Annotated in this window: 24 protein-coding genes; 11 read left to right on the top strand and 13 right to left on the bottom strand. The window is 62.3% G+C overall.

What is annotated here, in order from left to right; all coding sequences use genetic code 11:
• Window positions 1-20 precede the first annotated feature (20 nt).
• From EDF61_RS09565 to EDF61_RS09540, 7 genes are all read right to left on the bottom strand, one after another.
• On the bottom strand, window positions 21-614 hold the full coding sequence (locus EDF61_RS09565; RefSeq protein WP_133833922.1) for a GNAT family N-acetyltransferase: 594 nt from the start codon (window positions 612-614) through the stop codon (window positions 21-23).
• A gap of 282 nt (window positions 615-896) precedes the next feature.
• Window positions 897-1,157: a GlsB/YeaQ/YmgE family stress response membrane protein gene (locus EDF61_RS09560; RefSeq protein WP_105656414.1), complete on the bottom strand. Its 261-nt coding sequence runs from the start codon at window positions 1,155-1,157 to the stop codon at window positions 897-899.
• 75 nt (window positions 1,158-1,232) lie between these two features.
• Window positions 1,233-1,817 (bottom strand): Asp23/Gls24 family envelope stress response protein, encoded by a 585-nt coding sequence (locus tag EDF61_RS09555; RefSeq protein ID WP_105656415.1) that lies wholly within the window; start codon window positions 1,815-1,817, stop codon window positions 1,233-1,235.
• A 2-nt stretch (window positions 1,818-1,819) separates the two neighbouring features.
• Window positions 1,820-2,371 (bottom strand): DUF6286 domain-containing protein, encoded by a 552-nt coding sequence (locus EDF61_RS09550; protein ID WP_133833921.1) that lies wholly within the window; start codon window positions 2,369-2,371, stop codon window positions 1,820-1,822.
• Window positions 2,368-2,739, bottom strand: a complete 372-nt coding sequence (locus EDF61_RS09545; protein WP_146112224.1) for an Asp23/Gls24 family envelope stress response protein — start codon at window positions 2,737-2,739, stop codon at window positions 2,368-2,370. The genes EDF61_RS09550 and EDF61_RS09545 overlap by 4 nt, the downstream gene beginning before the upstream one ends.
• Window positions 2,740-2,744: 5 nt before the next feature.
• On the bottom strand, window positions 2,745-2,921 hold the full coding sequence (locus EDF61_RS18800; RefSeq protein ID WP_166650766.1) for a hypothetical protein: 177 nt from the start codon (window positions 2,919-2,921) through the stop codon (window positions 2,745-2,747).
• A 24-nt stretch (window positions 2,922-2,945) separates the two neighbouring features.
• Window positions 2,946-3,476: an Asp23/Gls24 family envelope stress response protein gene (locus EDF61_RS09540; protein ID WP_286134072.1), complete on the bottom strand. Its 531-nt coding sequence runs from the start codon at window positions 3,474-3,476 to the stop codon at window positions 2,946-2,948.
• A 98-nt stretch (window positions 3,477-3,574) separates the two neighbouring features.
• Between EDF61_RS09540 and EDF61_RS09535 the strand changes: the two genes are divergently transcribed.
• Window positions 3,575-4,117, top strand: coding sequence for an RNA polymerase sigma factor (locus EDF61_RS09535; protein ID WP_133833920.1), 543 nt, complete (start codon window positions 3,575-3,577; stop codon window positions 4,115-4,117).
• Window positions 4,114-4,689, top strand: coding sequence for a hypothetical protein (locus EDF61_RS09530; RefSeq protein WP_133833919.1), 576 nt, complete (start codon window positions 4,114-4,116; stop codon window positions 4,687-4,689). Before EDF61_RS09535 ends, EDF61_RS09530 begins: the two co-directional genes overlap by 4 nt.
• Here the strand turns inward: EDF61_RS09530 and EDF61_RS09525 are convergent.
• Window positions 4,686-5,957 carry an MFS transporter gene (locus EDF61_RS09525; RefSeq protein ID WP_133833918.1) on the bottom strand — a complete coding sequence of 424 codons (1,272 nt, stop codon included), beginning with the start codon at window positions 5,955-5,957 and terminating at the stop codon, window positions 4,686-4,688. The genes EDF61_RS09530 and EDF61_RS09525 overlap by 4 nt on opposite strands.
• A gap of 364 nt (window positions 5,958-6,321) precedes the next feature.
• Window positions 6,322-7,104: a carbonic anhydrase gene (locus EDF61_RS09520; protein ID WP_105662309.1), complete on the bottom strand. Its 783-nt coding sequence runs from the start codon at window positions 7,102-7,104 to the stop codon at window positions 6,322-6,324.
• 270 nt (window positions 7,105-7,374) lie between these two features.
• Here EDF61_RS09520 and EDF61_RS09515 point away from each other — a divergent pair, with 270 nt between their 5' ends.
• The 7 genes from EDF61_RS09515 (at window position 7,375) to EDF61_RS09485 (ending at window position 15,049) form a co-directional block, all read left to right on the top strand.
• On the top strand, window positions 7,375-8,010 hold the full coding sequence (locus EDF61_RS09515) for a TetR/AcrR family transcriptional regulator (protein WP_105656422.1): 636 nt from the start codon (window positions 7,375-7,377) through the stop codon (window positions 8,008-8,010).
• 4 nt (window positions 8,011-8,014) lie between these two features.
• Window positions 8,015-9,619, top strand: coding sequence for a carboxyl transferase domain-containing protein (locus EDF61_RS09510; protein WP_133833917.1), 1,605 nt, complete (start codon window positions 8,015-8,017; stop codon window positions 9,617-9,619).
• A 15-nt stretch (window positions 9,620-9,634) separates the two neighbouring features.
• Window positions 9,635-11,683: an ATP-binding protein gene (locus tag EDF61_RS09505; RefSeq protein WP_133833916.1), complete on the top strand. Its 2,049-nt coding sequence runs from the start codon at window positions 9,635-9,637 to the stop codon at window positions 11,681-11,683.
• Window positions 11,680-12,204 carry a MaoC family dehydratase gene (locus EDF61_RS09500; protein WP_133833915.1) on the top strand — a complete coding sequence of 175 codons (525 nt, stop codon included), beginning with the start codon at window positions 11,680-11,682 and terminating at the stop codon, window positions 12,202-12,204. The genes EDF61_RS09505 and EDF61_RS09500 overlap by 4 nt, the downstream gene beginning before the upstream one ends.
• Window positions 12,197-12,997, top strand: coding sequence for an HpcH/HpaI aldolase/citrate lyase family protein (locus EDF61_RS09495; protein WP_166650764.1), 801 nt, complete (start codon window positions 12,197-12,199; stop codon window positions 12,995-12,997). Before EDF61_RS09500 ends, EDF61_RS09495 begins: the two co-directional genes overlap by 8 nt.
• 66 nt (window positions 12,998-13,063) lie before the next feature.
• Window positions 13,064-13,567, top strand: coding sequence for a hypothetical protein (locus EDF61_RS09490; protein ID WP_133833914.1), 504 nt, complete (start codon window positions 13,064-13,066; stop codon window positions 13,565-13,567).
• A gap of 180 nt (window positions 13,568-13,747) precedes the next feature.
• Window positions 13,748-15,049, top strand: coding sequence for an MFS transporter (locus EDF61_RS09485; protein WP_133833913.1), 1,302 nt, complete (start codon window positions 13,748-13,750; stop codon window positions 15,047-15,049).
• A gap of 92 nt (window positions 15,050-15,141) precedes the next feature.
• Here EDF61_RS09485 and EDF61_RS09480 read toward each other — a convergent pair whose 3' ends face one another.
• On the bottom strand, window positions 15,142-15,579 hold the full coding sequence (locus tag EDF61_RS09480) for a DUF6069 family protein (RefSeq protein ID WP_105656428.1): 438 nt from the start codon (window positions 15,577-15,579) through the stop codon (window positions 15,142-15,144).
• 98 nt (window positions 15,580-15,677) lie between these two features.
• Entirely contained in the window at window positions 15,678-16,112 is a 435-nt protein-coding gene (locus EDF61_RS09475) for a DUF6069 family protein (protein WP_105656429.1), read from the bottom strand.
• Between the two features lie 762 nt (window positions 16,113-16,874).
• Here EDF61_RS09475 and EDF61_RS09470 point away from each other — a divergent pair.
• Together EDF61_RS09470 and EDF61_RS09465 are read left to right on the top strand one after the other, a co-directional pair.
• Complete coding sequence (locus EDF61_RS09470; protein ID WP_105656430.1) at window positions 16,875-17,120, top strand: hypothetical protein; 246 nt, start codon at window positions 16,875-16,877, stop codon at window positions 17,118-17,120.
• A 79-nt stretch (window positions 17,121-17,199) separates the two neighbouring features.
• On the top strand, window positions 17,200-17,670 hold the full coding sequence (locus EDF61_RS09465; RefSeq protein WP_133833912.1) for a hypothetical protein: 471 nt from the start codon (window positions 17,200-17,202) through the stop codon (window positions 17,668-17,670).
• 169 nt (window positions 17,671-17,839) lie between these two features.
• On the opposite strand, the gene EDF61_RS09460 is transcribed toward EDF61_RS09465, so the two are convergent.
• Complete coding sequence (locus EDF61_RS09460) at window positions 17,840-18,166, bottom strand: DUF202 domain-containing protein (protein ID WP_133833980.1); 327 nt, start codon at window positions 18,164-18,166, stop codon at window positions 17,840-17,842.
• Window positions 18,166-18,549 carry a YidH family protein gene (locus tag EDF61_RS09455; RefSeq protein ID WP_105656433.1) on the bottom strand — a complete coding sequence of 128 codons (384 nt, stop codon included), beginning with the start codon at window positions 18,547-18,549 and terminating at the stop codon, window positions 18,166-18,168. The genes EDF61_RS09460 and EDF61_RS09455 overlap by 1 nt, the downstream gene beginning before the upstream one ends.
• Window positions 18,550-18,567: the final 18 nt, after the last annotated feature.

The raw sequence follows: 18,567 nt of genomic DNA, 5'->3' as shown, positions 1-18,567 counted from the left end.
AAGGATCCATCCCTCATCCTTTAGCAGGAGGCCTGGGCCGTCCATTCCTCAGCCAACAGCGCGTAGCCCACGGAATCCATCCATTCACCGCTGCGATGCAGGCTGTCCTTGCGGCCATGGAATTCCTTGCGCATCCCCAAACGCTCCATCAGTCTCCATGATGGCTCATTGGCGGCAAAGCATTCGGCAGTAACCCTGCGCAGGCCAAGAGGGCCGAAGCACAGGCCCATGGCAGCGGCAACGGCTTCAGTGGCGTAGCCCTTGCCACCGAAGGAGGGATCGAAGCTCCAGCCGAGGTTGCCCTCAACGCCCTTGGCGCGCTGCTCAATTTCGCTTTGCCCCCAGCCATCCACGATATCCAGCATGACCGTGCCAATCAGCTGGGTCCCCTGCCCGGTGTCCAGTTCCACAGCCAGGTTCCTCAGCGGATAGTCCTTCGCGAAGAACAGCGAACGGAATTCTTCCACGGTTGCTGGGCCAGCGGTAATCCACTGGGTGACATCGGCAAGCTGCCGGTAGCGCCAGAGGTCTTCCACATCAGCCGAATTCACGCGACGCAGGGACAGGCGTTCAGTGCGTACCGGCCAGCTGATCTTTTTCAGCGCATCTTCCATTCCCCAAGCCTAGCCCTACGGTTTCCAGGCGGTCCTGGCCGCCACGTTCGCTCGACTGGGATCTGCCTGGTCTTGTCGATGATGGCCTTCGTAGCGGAGGGCGCCTTGCATGCCAAGCTGGATGATTCGCGCTGCACCTGGCCCCGCGCTGTCCTGGGCACTGCAGGTTCTCACCGGCATCATGCAGGCGTTGCGGCAGAAGGAAACGGGCGGGATCCATAAGGATCCCGCCCGTTCCCATTAGCCAGCGCCATCAGGCTGCAGGCAGTTCAGCGCATGCCCCTAGTCGCGTTTGCTGCTGACAAAACCCCAAATGACCAGGACCAGCAGCGAGCCGCCGATGGCCAGCAGCCAGGTGGACAATGACCAGAACTCGCTCACTCCGACACCGAAAACTGCCGAGCCAATCCAGCCTCCCAGCACCGCCCCGACCACGCCGAGCAGCAGCGTGGCAAGCCAGCCGCCTCCCTGCTTTCCGGGCTTGATTGCCTTCGCGATCGCACCGGCAACGAGGCCAAGGATGATCCAACCGATTATTCCCATGCATTCCTACTTCCCCAAGAGATGCGGCACGATGCCCGTGCCGTTAATGGCTATTTTTTGTTTTCCTGGGCCGGCTCAGATGAGCACGGCCTTATTCGAATCCTGCTTTTCCGGCTTCTGGAAGCTGAACGAGATGTGCTTGCGGGAGAAAGGCACCCCCAGCACCATTTCAAGGTCAGGTACCACGCGGCCATTGACCAGCTCGATCCCTCGATTCGCCGGAGCGTCGGCGCGCAGGGTGAATCGCGCATAAAGCACGGGTTCAGCTGCATTGCCGCCAATTCGAACGTTCGCATCCACGATTTCCGGTTGCGTTCGAGCGGCCGTTTCCGCGGCTTTGGCTATTACCGAAGTCTCGATCTCGCTGACTCCTTCGCTGCTCGATTCGTATCTGAATTCATGCGCCGATGGGCGGCGCGGAATGGCAGTGATCAGCACCGCCAGCGAGAGCACGATGCCGGCAATTCCGAGCGCGAGTCCCAGTGGCAGCAGGTACTGCTGATCGATCGGCAGGCTGCTGGCAATCCGGGCTTGGCCGAGGCCAGCGCCTTGGCCAAGCCCCCACCAGACTGCTGCGAGGCCCGAGGCACCGGCCGCCAGCAGGACCAAACCGAAGATCGCCAGAATAAGTCGTTGGCGCACCACATGCGTTCTGAACATTTCTAGTTTCCCCCTCGGCGTTGCACTGAGACCTTGACCTTGGGAGCGCGTTGCAATGGCAACCCGTCGATCACGCGCTGCGCCCGCGCCTGCGCGTTTTCCCGCACGCGCTGAACCGAGTGCGCTGGAGTCTGCACGGTAACCTGGACCAGGGCCGGGCTGGTTTTCACGCTCGCGCGGGTCACCGAATCGGTTCGCTCGACCTCATGCCCCACCAAGGTTGATATTCCACGGCATGAGATTGCCTGTTCCGACCCCGCTGAAGGATCATCGGTAGTCAGCAGGATGCTCTGCCGGGGCCCTGGAATGAGCGCGCTGAGCAACAGCAGCAGACCGAGCACCGCAAGAACCACCATGGCGATCACTGCCAGGTTGTCATTGAAGCGCAAGTTGCTGACCGCGTTAATGCCCTGCTGGGCAAAACCGGGCCATTGTCCGCTGGTCAAACGCAGCAGGCAGGATAGCGCCAGGAGAATGCTCGTGGCCAACACGACGATGAAGCTGATCATCAAGGCCATGGTGCGGGCACTGCGAACGTGCCAGAACCTGCTCATCGCAGCCTCCTGTTGCTAGTTCCTTCATCCGGCGTTGACATCCAGCTCACCCGTATATCGGTTTGCACCTGCTCAACGCCCAGATACTTGCGCAGATCAGCCGCAACCATGTTCCGCACGTCTTCGCAGGCTTGCTGGACATTGCTCGGATAGCTCAATCCAAGGTCCAAATCGACCACCACTGCACTTCCAAGCACCTCGGCCTTGGCCTTGGGCCGGCTGTCAAAATCCTTGTACTTGCCCAGCCCCAGGATCCCACCCGCGGCAGAGCCGACAACTGGCACCTTATAGGCTGCTTGGGCAGCGATTTTTGAATAGACGGCCGTGTTCACCGTGGTGCTTCCACGGCTAGAGGACAGCTCTGCCATCTGCTTCACCGCCGACGTTTGCTGAACACTTGACTGAGGTCAACCCTGTCCTGCAAAAGCCATCCGACTCCAGCGCCGATGATGGCGAAGAATGCCACCACCACGAACTGGGTGAATGATCCGAAGGCAATCAGCAATCCGGCTAGGCAGCCGATGGCCAAACCCCACTTGACGTGTAACATGTTCTGCTCCTTAGATGAGGACAGTTATTTCAGGCCATCGCGGGGCTCGGCGTCATCGTCATCGTCTTCTGGCAGGTGCACGTCGGTGACTTCGATGTTTACCTCGATAACTTCCAAGCCGGTGGCGCGTTCAACCTGGGCGATGATGTTCGAACGGATCTCGTTGGAGACCTCAACGATCGAGAACCCGTAGGAAACTACGATCGACACGTCGATGGCGGTCTGCTGCTCGCCCTTTTCGACGCTCACGCCTCCAGCCGCGTTGGCTTGGGCACCGGGGATGCGTTCGGCCAGCGAGTTGAAGGTCCGGCGGGCGGCGTTGCCCATGGCGTAGACGCCGGAAACTTCGCGGGTGGCGATGCTGGCGATCTTCTGGACAACACGGTCTTCGATGGTCGTCTTGCCCAGTTCGGTGTGCAGCGGACCGCGCAGCTCTTCGTGGACCGGCGTGTCATTTGCGGCCTTTGCCTTGGCCTGGCGTTCCAGCTCTTCGCCGGTTGGCTTGATGATTGGCCCTTGTGAATCGCGTTGCACCATGATGGTCTCCTCATTCATTGAACGGATATTTTTGTGCCTTACACTCATACAGACGAGAGCTACAGATTAATCCTCACACATTATGAGTGTGATATATATCACTTAAGGAGGGGTGTTTGGAACCGACCCGGTTGACCGTGCTTGTTGGTCGTTCAATGGAGGGGGACCCCGAGGCCTTCGGCGAACTCGTCACCGCGCTGACACCCGGCCTGCGCCAATACTGCAAGACTTTTTTCAGCAGCTGGCACGATGCGGAGGATGCCACCCAGGATGCCTGGATCCGCGCGTGGCAGTCATTGGGCTCGCTGCGCGAACGTGCCGCGTTCAAGACTTGGCTCTACCGCATGGCACGAAATATTTGTCTTGATCGCATCCGCCAGCGTGCCAATGACCAGCAAACCGTGGATGATGAAGTGCTAGAGCAAACCCCAGTCCCTGACCGTGAATTGCCAGAAAACGTCGCCGTGCAACGCGGCGAGATTGCCGATGCCTGGCAGATCATCAACGGATTGCCTTCGGCGCTTCGCCAGGCGTTCGTACTGGTCGCGCTCCAAGGCATGAGCTATAAGGAAGCGGCCCTGGTGACCAACGTTTCAGAATCAACTGTGCGAGGGCGACTCGCACGGGCACGCAATGCAATCAGCGAGGCGGTGTCATGAAAACCCTTCCCTGCGGACGTACTACCGAAGACGTTTTGCTGAACCTGGATGAACCTGCAGATCTGCACGAATTGCAGTGCCGGTGGTGCCACGCCGAACGGCAGCGGCTCAAGGACCAGAACGGATTCATCACCCAACTGCTGCACAGCTCGACCCCGGAGCACCAGCCTGAAGCATTCTCGCAGCGAATATTGGGCAAAATAGCCGAGCACTCGCCGTTCCAGCGGATGTGGGATGTGCAAGATGCGGGCACGGGACTGGCCAAACGCGTATCGTCCCTGGAATTAATCAAGGCGATTCGAGCGGCATTTTCCGAGTCGCCGACAGCGCAATTGAACTACACGGAGATCAAGGCGACTGACACGCAGATTCCCCACCTTAACTGGAGGGTGCAATGCCATGTCAGCATGGCTGGGGATAGTTCGGTCCAGGTTATCGAGCAGCAAGTCCTTGACTATGTTCGCTGTGCCATCAGCCCGTTGATCAGCTGGAGGGAACTGGTAGTTAATCTGGTCATTGAAGACCTGCACGGAGAAGCCATCGAGTCCATCACGCTTCGGGGCGAAAACTAGCTACGGCTTCCTTGCTCCCCTGTTCCATCGCTCCGCGGGCTTTTTCCACGCAGCACTGGCGAGCAAGCAAGCACCACAAGTCCCGCAATGGGGAACACCATCAGGGCCATGCTCAACCCGAAGTTCTCGGCAAGGAAACCAACTAGCGGTGGCGAGAACAAGAAGCCCAATCGCATGAGCCAGGAGACGATGCTCAGCCCAGTTCCCGGAGGCAGGCCGGGCAGCTTGTCGGCCTGGTCCATCACCGCCGGGACCAGGGTTGCCGAGCCGAATCCAGCCGCGGCAAATCCCAGCAGCGTGCCCGGAACCGTGGGGAAGAACAACGCCAGACCCATACCGATTGCTATTAGCGCTCCCCCGAACTGGGCCATGCCGCGCTGGCCAAAGCGGTTGACCATGCCATCGCCGAGAATTCGGCCAATGAACTGGGCCCCGACCAGAGCGATGAACCCGCTGGCCGCCAGCGCCGCTGGCGCCCCCAGCTGGCCAAGATACAGCGTGGACCATGAATTCCCGGCGTCTTCAACCATTACTCCGGCTACGGAGATCAAGACCAGGGCGCTCATCATCAGCAGCAGCCGTCCGCGGGATCCTGCGGGGGCCGCGGCCCGGGCAGTTCCGGGTGCAGGTGGTGCAACAGGTTCTATGACCGCCAGTTCGGCGGATCGAGGCAGGCAGAATTTCAGGGCAGTCAGTGCCACCGCGGCGAAGAGCACCATCGATATGCCCAAATGCACTGGCAATGCCAAGTTCATCTGGATCGCTCCGGCGGCCATCAAACCGCCGATCACCGCTCCGACAGACCACAATGCGTGGAAGGAATTCAGTATCGAACGCCCATAGCGCCGTTGCACCACCAGCCCGTGCGCGTTCTGCCCGACATCCGTAATCGAATCCATGGCGCCGCCCAGGGCAAAAGCCAGCACGACCAAGACCACGCCCGGCGCGCTGCCGGCGGCCAGCAAGGCAGCACCGGTAACTATCGTGCCCACGACGGCAACCTGCGCGGAACCAAAACGGCGCACCAGCGCACCTGCAGCCAACCCTGCAAGGATTGCCCCAACAGGCCATGCGGTGACCAGCAAGCCGTAGCCGGCGGTGTCCAATTCCAGTTCCCGCTTCAGCTCGGGAAGGCGCGGCGCCATATTGGCAAAGAGTGCTCCGTTTGTGAGGAACAGGGCCGCGACTGCAGCGCGGGCGCGGGAGTTGACGCTGGATTCGCTGGCTGCCATGGGGCCTTTCACTGCACGTGCATGCGGATTCTTCACGGGGAATGCTTCACTAGCATCCAGCGTCGAGAGTACCAGTGCACCTGCTGGCAAATCCCGAAACCGTGCCGAAAGGCCCGGGAATGGGTGTTTTGCGTCTGACCAGCTGCATCAGGATAGCGGCGAGCTGGCCATCCGCCGGTATTCGCGTTTCGGCTGCAACCTTGGAAGCCCAGCTGGTCCAGTAGCTGGATCGCCCCGTTCGCCAGATGCCCTGCCGCCGTGGAGCCTGCGCTCAGCGTGGCCATAGGCATTGTCAATATCGTAGAAACAACCTCAGCGAGGGTGCGAGTGATGATCGCAGAAGTTCCCGCCGGTTCCACCGGCGGGAACTTCTGGTTAATTCGCAACCGGAAAATCGGAGCTAGCCATCGAGCCAGCGCACTTCTCCGCTGTCCAGGTCGTAGACAGCTGCCACCACCCGGGTCCGCTTTTCTTGCACTGCCTCGCGAATGATGGCAGATCGCTCCAGTAGCTGCTCGGTGACGGCACGGGCATTGGCCTGCACCACTTGGTCCACCTCTTCGCTGCCCGAACCTTCAACTTTTGCCTTGCGTGCTACAGGAGCAATCTGTTCAGCGAAGTCGACCATCTCGCCGGGCAATTGCGGATTCTTGGCATCTTCTTCCATTGCCTTCAAGGTGCCCGCCACCGCACCACAGGCCGTATGGCCGAGGATCACCAGCAACGGGACCGAATAGGGACTGGAAACAGCGAATTCCATGCTGCCAACCAAGGTGTCATCGAGCACTCCGCCGGCGGTCCGGGTGACGAACAGGTCTCCGATCCCCTGGTCGAACAGGAGCTCGGGGGTCACGCGGGAATCCACGCAGCCGTGGATCAGGGCGAAGGGGTTCTGGTGCTCGGCCTGCTCGCTGCGCCGTTCGGTTGCTTGATTGGGGCGTTCTGGCATGCCGTCGGCGTAGCGCTGGTTCCCGGCGCGCAGTACCTGCAGCACTTCATCGGGGGTCTGCGGGGGTCCGGCGAGGTTTGCCCTGTCCGCGTCCGTGGCCTGCGGTGATGCGCAGGCTGCCAGTCCGGCCAGGGCAATGAGCCCGGAGGCACCGGCGAGCAGGCCGCGGCGCGACGGTCCGGCTGGGGTTGGGTTTTGGCGGTTGAGGAAACGTGGTTCAGGTTGCGGCATCATGCCTTCCAGTGGCGTCTGATCAGCTGCCCAGCAGAATTAACTAGAGCTTGACAGTAAATAACATCAAGCAGTCTAGTGTTTTGCATTTGATTCATAAATAGCAAACGTCATATTTCGGCCCCTTTTAACATGAGCGTTGCATGAGGTGCGGATGGCAGCGCCACTCGGTGTCCCCGTCCGCGGAAGACGGTGATTGACACCACACTTTTTCTTCGGTTGGATAGAAGCAGTCAATCGATTGATTGACTCTTGAGTCACAGGGTGGTGTCCATGGAACTGGGAAAGGTCCAGCAAGCAGCCGTAGCCTGCTTTGCCCAGCGCGGTTTCGCCGCCACCGGCATCCGCGAACTAGGCAGTGCCGTAGGACTGAACTCGGCGACCCTCTACCATTACGTCGGCGGCAAGGAAGACCTGCTGGTGGGCATCATGAACGACTGCCTGGCCGCCATGATCTCCGGTGCCGAGCAGGCGCTGGCCGGCAGCAAGGACCCGGTACGCCAGCTCGCGTTGCTCGTGGCCTTCCACGTGGGGTTCACCGCCACCAATCCCAGCACCGCACGTGTCACCGAATACGAGATGCGCGCGCTATCGGCCAAGGCCCGCGAGCAGATGCAGGAACTGCGCGACGCCTACGAGCAGCTCTTCGCCGACGCGCTTCAGGCCGGCGAGCGCCAGGGCAGCTTCAGCACCGTGGACCTGGGCATCGCCCGGTTGGCACTGATGGAAATGGGGACCGGTGTCTCGCACTGGTACCGCAAGGACGGCCGGCTCACACTGGCCCAAGTGCAGTTGAACTTCATTTCCCTGGCCATGCGCATCCTGGCCGTGCCCGACGAATTCCCGTTGCCTGCGCAGCAGCTGCCCGTACCCCGGGTGATCGCCAGCGAACCGACCAGCAAGGACTGACTTCGTGAAGACCCTCTCCTCCCACTTGAACCCCGAGCAGTTCGAGCGCAACGCCGCCGACCAGGCACCACTGCTGGCCGAACTGCACGAACGGCTCGAACGCGCTGCGCGCGGCGGCTCCGAGAAGTCCCGGCAGCGCCATGTGGATCGCGGCAAGCTGCTGCCCCGCGAACGCGTAGACGCGCTGCTGGACGACGGCTCGCCCTTCTTGGAAATCGCACCGCTGGCCGCCGAGGACATGTATGACGGCGCCAGCCCCGGCGCCGGAATGATCGCCGGCATCGGCCTGGTGCACGGCCGCCACGTGCTGGTCATCGCCAACGACGCCACCGTCAAGGGTGGCACCTACTTCCCGATGACGGTCAAGAAGCACCTGCGCGCCCAGGAAATCGCGCTGGAGAACAGCCTGCCCTGCATCTACCTGGTGGATTCGGGCGGGGCGTTCCTGCCCATGCAGGACGAGGTCTTCCCGGACCGCGAGCACTTCGGGCGCATCTTCTACAACCAGGCGCAGCTCTCCGCGAAGAAGATCCCGCAGCTGGCTGCGGTGCTCGGTTCCTGCACCGCCGGCGGCGCCTACGTTCCGGCAATGAGCGACGAGACGGTCATCGTGCGCAACCAGGGCACCATCTTCCTGGGCGGCCCGCCGCTGGTGAAGGCCGCCATCGGGGAGATCGTCACCGCCGAGGAGCTGGGCGGCGGCGACCTGCACGCCAAGACCTCGGGCGTGGTGGACCACCTGGCCGAGAACGACGAGCACGCGCTGATGATCATCCGCGATATCGTCTCCACCCTGCCGGCCAACCCGGCCCCCGCCTGGAGTATCGAAAGCCAGGTCGTCGAGCCGCTCTACCCGGGCAGTGAACTGGCCGGGGTGGTGCCGGTGGATGTCAACGCGCCCTACGACGTGCACGAGATCATTGCCCGCATCGTCGATGCCAGCGAGTTCCACGAATTCAAGGCCGACTACGGCACCACCCTGGTCACCGGCTTCGCGCAGATCCACGGGCACCGGGTAGGCATCATCGCCAACAACGGCGTGCTGTTCTCCGAGTCCGCGATGAAGGGCGCGCACTTCATCGAGCTGTGCGACCAGCGCGGCATCCCGCTGCTCTTCTTGCAGAACCTCGCCGGATTCATGGTGGGCCGCGACTACGAAGCGGACGGCATCGCCAAGCACGGGGCCAAGATGGTCACCGCCGTGGCCACCGCCCGGGTGCCCAAGCTGACGGTGGTCATCGGCGGCTCCTTCGGCGCCGGCAACTACTCGATGTGCGGCCGGGCCTACTCCCCGCGCTTCTTGTGGATGTGGCCGGCCGCGCGCATCTCGGTGATGGGCGGGGCCCAGGCCGCCTCGGTGCTCTCCACGGTCAAGCGCGACGGAATCGAGTCGGGCGGCGGCAACTGGAGCGCCGAGGAGGAGGAATCGTTCAAGGCCCCGATCCGCGAGCAGTACGAAACCCAGGGAAACCCCTACTATTCCACCGCCAGATTATGGGACGACGGGGTCATCGACCCGGCAGATACCCGCCGGGTGCTCGGCCTGGCCCTGGATGTCTGCGCCCGCCAGCCGCTGCCGGAGACCAGCTTCGGCCTCTTCCGGATGTAGTACGAGGAAAACACCATGACTACCAAGCTCTTTGACACTGTCCTGATCGCCAACCGCGGAGAGATCGCGGTGCGCATCATCCGCACCCTGCGGGCGCTGGGCATCGAATCGGTCGCCGTCTACTCCGATGCCGATGCCGGGGCGCTGCATGTGTCCGAAGCCGATCGCGCGGTGCGCATCGGCGCGGCTGCGGCCAATGAAAGCTACCTGGATATCGACGCGGTGATCGCCGCTTGCCGGCACACCGGTGCCCAGGCGGTGCACCCGGGCTACGGGTTCCTCTCCGAGAACGTGGACTTCGCCCGTGCGCTGGAGGCTGCCGGCATCACCTTCATCGGCCCGCCGGTGAACTCCATCAATCTCATGGGCGACAAGATCCGTTCCAAGAACCATGTCCTCTCCCACCAGGTGCCGGTGGTTCCCGGCATCGCCGAACCCGGCCTCGGCGATCAGCAGCTGCTCGCCGCTGCCGCGGACGTCGGCTTCCCGCTGCTGATCAAGCCTTCGGCCGGCGGCGGCGGCAAGGGCATGTTCGCCGTGGATTCCGCCGCAGAACTGCCCGAAGCGCTGGCCAGCGCCCGGCGCACCGCACGCAATGCTTTCGGCGATGACACCCTGTTCCTCGAGCGGCTGGTGCGCAATCCGCGGCATATCGAGGTGCAGATCCTGGCCGATGCGCATGGGAACACCGTGCACCTGGGCGAACGCGAATGCTCCTTGCAGCGCCGCCACCAGAAGGTCATCGAGGAAGCCCCGGCTCCGCTGTTCGAGAATCTGGAGCACGGCGCGGCGATCCGCGAGCGCATTGGCGCCGCCGCGGTGGCCGCTGCGCAATCGGTGGGCTACGTCGGCGCCGGAACTGTCGAGTTCCTGGTGAGCGACCAGAACCCCGACGAATTCTTCTTCATGGAAATGAATACCCGCTTGCAGGTGGAGCACCCGGTCACCGAGGAAGTCGTGCGGGTGAACGGCGCAAAGCTGGATCTGGTCCAGTGGCAGGTGCGCATCGCGGCCGGACAGCCACTGGACTTCACCCAGGACCAGGTGGCATTGGAAGGCCATGCCATCGAGGCCCGGCTCTACGCCGAAGACCCGTCCTCCGGCTTCCTGCCCTCGGTGGGCACCGTGCTGCACGTGCGCGAGCCGGAGAATGTCCGGGTGGATTCCTCTCTGCGCGACGGCCTGGAGATCAGCGCCCACTACGATCCGATGCTTTCCAAGCTCATCGCCTGGGGCCCGGATCGCACCGAGGCGCTGGCCCGCTTGGATAAGGCACTGGCCGGCACCGTGGTGCTGGGCGTGCTGACCAACAGCGAATACCTGCGGCTGCTGCTGGCCGACGAGGATGTGGCCGCCGGAGCCCTGGACACCAACCTGATCGAGCGGAAGATGGACCAGTTCGGCTTCCGCCAGGTCGGGTCCCGCGAACTGGCACTGGCAGCGCATCTGGAGGATCGGCGCATTCCAGCCGCGAATACCCCGTGGGGCCTGCGCGACGGATGGCGGGCCCAGCATCGCCGGGCCAGCATCGGGCACTTCGACGTCGAGGCCGCCGAGGGCAGGACCGCGTTGCTCAGGGACCCCGATTCGAGCCGGGTGCGCGTGGGCGCCGAAGAATTCACCGTGCGGCAGGAACCGGATGGAACACTGTCCGTCAACGGGCAGCGCACAGCACTACAGCATGCCTTCGCCGCAGATGGCACGCTGTGGCTGTGCGAGGAAGGCTGGACCGCGGCGGTGCGCAAGCTGCCCCGCGAAGAAGTCCTCGAACGCCAGCTGGCCACCATCGCCAAGCAATCCGGGACCTTCTCCCCGCATGTCCTCTCGCCCATGCCCGGCACCGTGATCAACGTGCAGGCGGCCGATGGCGATGCGGTCGCCGAAGGCCAGCTGCTGCTGAGCATCGAAGCGATGAAGATGGAGCACCAGCTCTTCTCCCCCGCGGACGGCATCGTGCGCATGACCGGGTTGAAGACCGGGGATCTGGTCAAGGCCAAGCAGGTCGTGGCCACCGTGGAAGCAGCGCAGCCAACCGAAGCACAGCATCAGGAGCAGGACGCATGAGCGAGCAAACCCACAAACGTGTCGAGCAGCGCGGCCTCTACTTCGATGAGCTGCAGCTGGGGGCCACCTACGTGCACAAGCCCGGGCGCACCCTGACCGAAGCGGATAACGTCGCGTTCACGACGATGACCATGAACAACCAGGGCCTGCACCTGGACGCGGCATGGGCTTCCACCCAGCCTTTCGGCAAGCCGCTGGTCAACTCCCTGCTCACCCTGAGCACCATGATTGGCCAGTCGGTAGGCCAGCTGACCGAGGGCACCATCGTGGGGCAGCTGGGCATCAATGACGTGCGCTTCCCGCACCCGATGTTCCACGGCGATACCCTCTACACCGAAACCGAGATCACCGCACTGCGCGAATCGAAGTCCCGCCCCGGGCAGGGCCTGGCGTCCATGACGCACACCGGCCGCAACCAGCACGGCGACATCGTGGCCACCGCAAACCGCACCTGCCTGATGTGGACCAGGCAAGCACACCAGGATTCGATGCAGGCCAAGGGAGGAAAAGCTGATGACTGAGTTCCTGATGGGCCCTTCCCTGCTGTTCTGCCCGGCCGACCGGCCCGAGCGCTACGCCAAGGCGGCACAGCGTGCCGATGCGGTCATCATCGATCTGGAAGACGCTGTGGCTGCCGGGAACAAGGACGCGGCCCGCCGCGCCTTGCTGGATACGCCGCTGGATCCCGCGCGGGTCATCGTGCGCGTGAACCCGGTCGATAGCGAGCACTTCGCCAAGGACCTGGCAGCGCTGGGGCAAACGGCCTACCGCACCGTGATGCTGCCCAAGTGCGAATCGGCGGCGCAGCCGGCCGCGCTGGCAGGCTACGACGTGCTGGCACTGTGCGAAACCGCCAAGGGCATCACCAATGCCTCGGACATTGCCGGGGCGCAGAATGTCGTCGCGCTGATGTGGGGCGCGGAAGACCTGATCGCCTCGCTCGGCGGCACATCTTCGCGGGGCGAGGATGGCAGCTACCGCGAGGTGGCACGGTTCGCGCGGTCGCAGGTGCTGCTGCATGCGGTGGCCCAAGGCAAGGCCGCAATTGATTCCGTGTACCTCGATATTCCAGATCTCAAAGGCCTGGGCGAGGAGTCCCGCGATGCCAAGGCCTCGGGATTCGCCGCGAAAGCCTCGATCCACCCGAACCAGATGCCGGTCATTCGCGAGGCATTCGCACCGACCGAAGCAGAACGGGAACGTGCCCGGCGGATCCTCGACGCCGCGGAGGCGAATCCCGGAGTTTTCGCTTTCGAAGGGCAGATGGTCGATGAGCCGCTGCTGCGCCAGGCCCGGGCCACCTTTGGCAGATAAGCTGTTTCCTGCCATGGGCTACAGTGTGTAGCAATGACCGCCGACAGCTGGCCAACGGAGGTTCAAATGCCTGTCGTGAAGAAACCCGGAGCCGATACCCTGGTGTATTTCTGGTTTGCGGTGGGGTTGGCCGTGCTTGGCATGGTCATCCAGCAAATCGGCGCCGTCATGATGCTCAACGGCTCGCTGGAGCTGAACGTCCTTGAAGTGACCACGCTTCACCTGGTCGCCTGGGGCTGCTATGCCGGATCGGCCATCTTCACCATCGTGGTCATGCACAAGGCTCTGGCCATGCTGATTTATCTCGTGCACCATCGTCGTCCGCTGCCGCCACGCAGGATGCCGGTGATCCGCGATGCCCCGGTGACGGCCCAAACCGCCGAGGCAGCCGCAACAGGCCAAGCCTCCGCTGCCCCATCGTCCATGGCCGATCCGCTGGACCAGGACGAACCGCCTTCCGGGGCCAAGCTAAAAACCTTTCCGCGGCAGGCGCTGGGTGCAGTGCAGCCGCAGGACCGGCACCCTCGCAGCCGGCGCCAGAACCCCAGCAACGGCAACGACCCCGCATAGCGAATAAGCAGAGCCGATCAGGCGCAAAAACTGAGTCTGCCGCGCTTCGCCATGCACAGCTAATCCCGGCGAGGCAAGGCGCTCCACCTGTTTCGGACATCAATATTTGTTCTTCGCACGTCACGAACTCCAACGCCTGTTAGCGCCGGTGCAATGCTTAAAGCAACACCCAGAAGGAGCATGCGATTGAACTCCCCGAAGCCATTGCGGATCCATCGAGCCTGGCTGGTCGCCATCGTGACCACGCTGGCGCTAGTCGCCACGGCGGCGTTCCGCTCGACCACCGGCGCGTTCTTTGAACCACTTGAATCCGAATTCGGCTGGCTCCGCTCCCAGTTATCGACCGCGGTGACCATCAACCTGGTGGTCTACGGCCTGGCAGCTCCTTTCGCCGCGACTTTGCTGGAACGGTATTCCATGCGCAAGGTGGCTGCCATCGCTCTGGCATTGGTGGCCTCCGGAGCCGGATTGTCCGTGTTCATCAGCCAGATCTGGCAGTTGTGGGCGCTCTGGGGTGTGCTGGTTGGACTGGGCACCGGGGCGATGGCGTTGGTTTTCGGTTCTGTGGTTGCCAACCGCTGGTTCTGCGAACGGCGCGGCCTGGTGATGGGCATCTTCTCTGGCGCGAATGCCGCCGGCCAGCTGGTGTTCCTGCCAAGCATTGTACTGATCATCGAGCAGTACTCATGGAGGGCCGCGGCTCTGGTTGTTGCCGTCTTCGCGGTGCTGATCATCCCGTTGCTGCGCTGGCCCTTCGCCAATTCCCCTGCCGAAGCCGGTGTACTGCCTTACGGCGGGGCCGGAGCTGCAGCCGCGCCGGCATCCGGAACGCAGCAGGGTTCGATGGCTGCCGCGACTCTCAAGGCCCTGTTCGCGGCCTCACGCTACCCGGCATTCTGGGTCTTGGCGATGACCTTCTGGATCTGCGGATGGTCTACCAACGGGCTGGTGCAGACGCACTTCATCCCTGCGGCGCACGACCATGGCATGCCGGCAACGACCGCTTCCGGGTTGCTGGCGCTGGTTGGCATTTTCGATATCCTCGGCACGGTGTTCTCCGGGTGGCTGACCGACCGTGTACGCCCGTGGCTGCTGCTTGCGGTGTACTACGCGTTGCGCGGACTGTCCCTGATGTTCCTGCACTCGCTGATGGGTCCAACCGTCGAGCCGCTGATGTGGATCTTCATTGTCTTCTACGGTTTGGACTGGGTGGCCACCGTGCCTCCTACCGTGGTGCTCTGCCGCCAGTACTTCGGTCCGGTTAGAGCCACCGTGGTCTTCGGCTGGGTCTTCGCCTTCCACATGATCGGCGCAGGCGCCGGCTCGCTGACCGCAGGGCTGTCGCGGGAAACCACCGGCAGCTACCTGGCCGCGTGGATTACCGCTGCGGTGCTGTGCCTTGCGGCAGCCGTCAGCCTGCTGTTCTTGCCGCGCATGCGCAAAGCCTACGAGCATCCTCAGCTCGAGAAAGTTGGGGTGTAGCCCGAATCAGCACCAGCAGCTCTCACGGCTTAACGGAAAACCTCGCAGAACAGATCATTGCTGATCGCTCTGCGAGGTTTTGCTTTTCGTGCTTAGACGAGCGCTACGTCCTTGGAAGGAACGTGGAGCTCCTTGTTGCCGTAGTGCACCGAGAAGAACCAGCCGATACCGGTCACGATATGGATCAGGGACAGGCCCACAGCGGTAGCGGCATCTGCTGCGTTCATGATCGGGAAAACGATCGAGACTACCGCGATGAGCAAGCCAGCCCACTGCGCGATCTTGCAAATGCCCTTGTTTGCCCGTCCGATCAGGAAGACCACCAGGCCGAAGAACAGAATCGGGATCAACGTGAACTGCAACAGGTGGTCAAAGGCGACAACATCAGTTGAATTAGGACCAATCCGGCGGGATGCCCCAGCGGCGCCAGACAGGAAGAAAATGATGACATTCAGGTAGCTGGTACCCAGCGCACCGATAATCACCTGAATGAAATTGAATGGGCTATTGGGTTGTCCCTGAGACGTCATGGCACTCCTAGAATTGTTGATAGTTCACAACTATTCTATTCCCGAGTGCCTGTGCCACGGCTCTCAGGAGCCCGTGAGAACCGCGACACTTAGCAGGGCTATAGGTTTTCCAGGGCCGCGATCTCGTTGAACTTCCTATTCGAGTAGTTCACCGCGATATACCAAGACGCTGCAACAACCAGGTGCATAATCGCCAGGGTCAGCGCGGTCCCCCAGTCCTCGGCGAAGAACCACTGCACCACCGCTGAGGTCAAGACGGCGGCAACGCCGACCCACTGGGCGATGCGGCAGAAGCCCGGCTTGGCCCGGCCGATCAAGAAGGTCAGGAAGCCGAGAATGAGAATGGGCAGGGCAGTGAATCGCACGATGTGGATGAAATCCAGGTTCCGGAATAAGCCGCCGGAGTACTCCATGGATGCGCCGATAACCCTGGCAACAAAATAGGCCAAGGTGCTAAGCCCCATGGCTCCGAAAGCCGCAATAACCACCTGGGCGAAATTGAACGGCATCTTGAATCTAGCGTCAGCCTGCATCGCGAATCATCCCCTTTTACAGCGAATTCGAGCTGGACCGGTATTTTCACTGTACGCGCATTCCCGCCCGTTGGACCCCGAACTCCGGAACATTCAAGATCGGGCCCCGCATTAGCCGCTGGCGGTTTCCGCTGGCCTCCCGCGCCATGGCCCGGACCGCGACAGGGTGACGCCCCTCGGCAACACAAGCCGTTGCAGCCGCGGGCACCCTTCGTCGCTTCACTTGGCCATTTTCCGGTCCACAACCGGGAAACCGGAGTAGACTGGAATTGGATCTAACTTCCGTAGAAATGCCGTCATCGGAAGCACTTCCTACCGGCGTAGAGCTTTTGTGCCCTCCTCATTGCCGAGGACGGCGTTCAGATTAACGCAGCAGTGTTGAACCGGGATCTTTATCGAGGCGGCTCGAATTAACTGCCCGCTTCCTTGCGCTTCTCCCATTTGCCCGATAAGGGTTGCCCGCCAGGAACGAATCACAGTTTTGCTCCAGCAGCCCACAGACCGGTTCGGTCCGCTAGTGGCGAATCATGCAACCAGCACAGCCGGACAATACATTTGAAGCCGACAGTGCAAAACGGCAGTACGCGCACAACTGCCGCGGTCCCCGCGATGCCCAACTCAAGAAATGGTACGGCGTTTCCCGTGGAACCGGCCTTGAACTGCAGCACCGAGGGCAGAGCACGGCAATAAAAACGACTATGCAGCAACGGAGGGAATGTCATGGACAAGCCGAACAGCTGTCCGAGGTGCTACAGAAATACCTTGGTTGAAACAGAAACCCGTCGATTCGTCGATGATCAAAACCAGCTCAAGAGATGGGACAACGAAGGCGGCCACGAAGCTGGCCAGCGCCAGGACATGCTGGTAACGATGCGTGAAGTGCTCTGGACCTGCACCTCATGCGGATGGCGCAAGGTTGCCTACAGTTCGCAAGAACCACTACAGGGACCAGAGCGCCGCGTGGACATCTTGCCTGCTACGGGCCAAGCAACCCTACGGCAAGCCTAGCTGAGCTGGCGCCAGGCGCTGCTGCCCACGGCAGAGCACCCTGGTCGCCGGCATGGGACGGACATGGAAAGGAAAAGCCATGATGGACTTCTCCCGCACTCTTGGCAAGAAGCACCAGCCGCTGAAGATAGGCCCGGTGCTCATGAACTCTCTGCCGGGAACTTTGCTCAGCGACAAGGCGCCCGGCGCGTACCGGGTTGCCGCCGTTTTCAACCGCCAGCCCGCAGCCGAGGAAACAGAGTTCTTGACCAGCGATTTCATGCGCGGCCAACTCGATGCCGCCGGCTACCCTAATGCCGTTCTGAGCGCAGCTAACCGAAGATTGGAAATTTCCAACACCTCCCTGGAACAACTGCGTGACGGATTGGCAGCATTAATTGCCCGGGAGCTGGCTCTCGCCGGAAAGAAGTTCGAGGCTGACAGGGACGAAAGAAATTCCCAGTTCCACAAGGATATCGATGCGGAGTCACAGCGTTATGCAGCGGTGCAAAAGCTCGCGGAATCGGTAGCATTCAGCTCCGCGGAGATTCTCGAGCTCCATGGGCCCTGACCCTTCGGTAAATCCGGGTCCCAGCACCGGTACAGCTAGAGCGCCTGGACTGGCTGCACCGGCCCGGGCATTCGCAATAGGGCCGGAACAGCACTCGCGCCGCGCCTGCAACTCCTCTGGCCGCTACTGCCGCAGCCTCGATAAACCTGCGCCTGGCGAGCACCCGGAACTAGGCGCCGAGCACAAGGATGATCGCGCAAGCGCCTAGAGCCAGCAGCACCGCTGTTTTCAGCAGCACGGCGAGAACATCCGCGCTGACGCGTTCAGCCTTCACGCCTTGCGCCATTTTCCGGTACCGGGCACGCTGCGAGAGCAGAATCCCGAATGCCATCGAGGAAGATATCGCAATCAGCAGGATCACGGCCAGGCCATAGTGCGGAAGCCAGCGCAGGAAGACCGCGGAAACCACGAGAAATGAAACCATTGTCCGGTTCCACGCGAAGACGGTGCGCTCTGGCTGCAACCCCGGGTCGCTGATCTCGATGGGCTCTTTCATCACGAGCTGAGGGACCAGAAAATCATGGCGATCGCTGCCAGTGAGGCCACCACGGCACCGAATGCCAGCAGCGGGACAATGGCGGGAATCGGCAACGGCCTGCCGGTGCGCATGCTGCGTTCCACGCGGACCCAGCGCACGGCTGCACCGGCGGCAATCAGGATGCCGACGCCGATCACCAGCACCGCCAGCCAGGTGCGAACTGGCGACGGGAAGGCCTCTGCGGCGAAGGCCTCCAGCGCTGTGCCGCCCGCGAGGAAGGCTAGCGAAGTTCGAATCCAGGCCAAGAAAGTGCGCTCGTTGGCCAGCGTGAAGCGCGGGTCAGGCTCACTGCCCCGTGGCAATATCCAGCGTGAAAGCCGGCTGCGATCTTGCTCGGACATGACCCTCCTTGGTTTGCG

Origin of the sequence: Arthrobacter sp. JUb115, assembly GCF_004365035.1 — a bacterium.
In the GTDB taxonomy this organism is placed as follows: domain Bacteria; phylum Actinomycetota; class Actinomycetes; order Actinomycetales; family Micrococcaceae; genus Glutamicibacter.
Note: the sequence above shows the minus strand (reverse complement) of the source record. Positions and strands in the feature narration are given on the sequence as shown.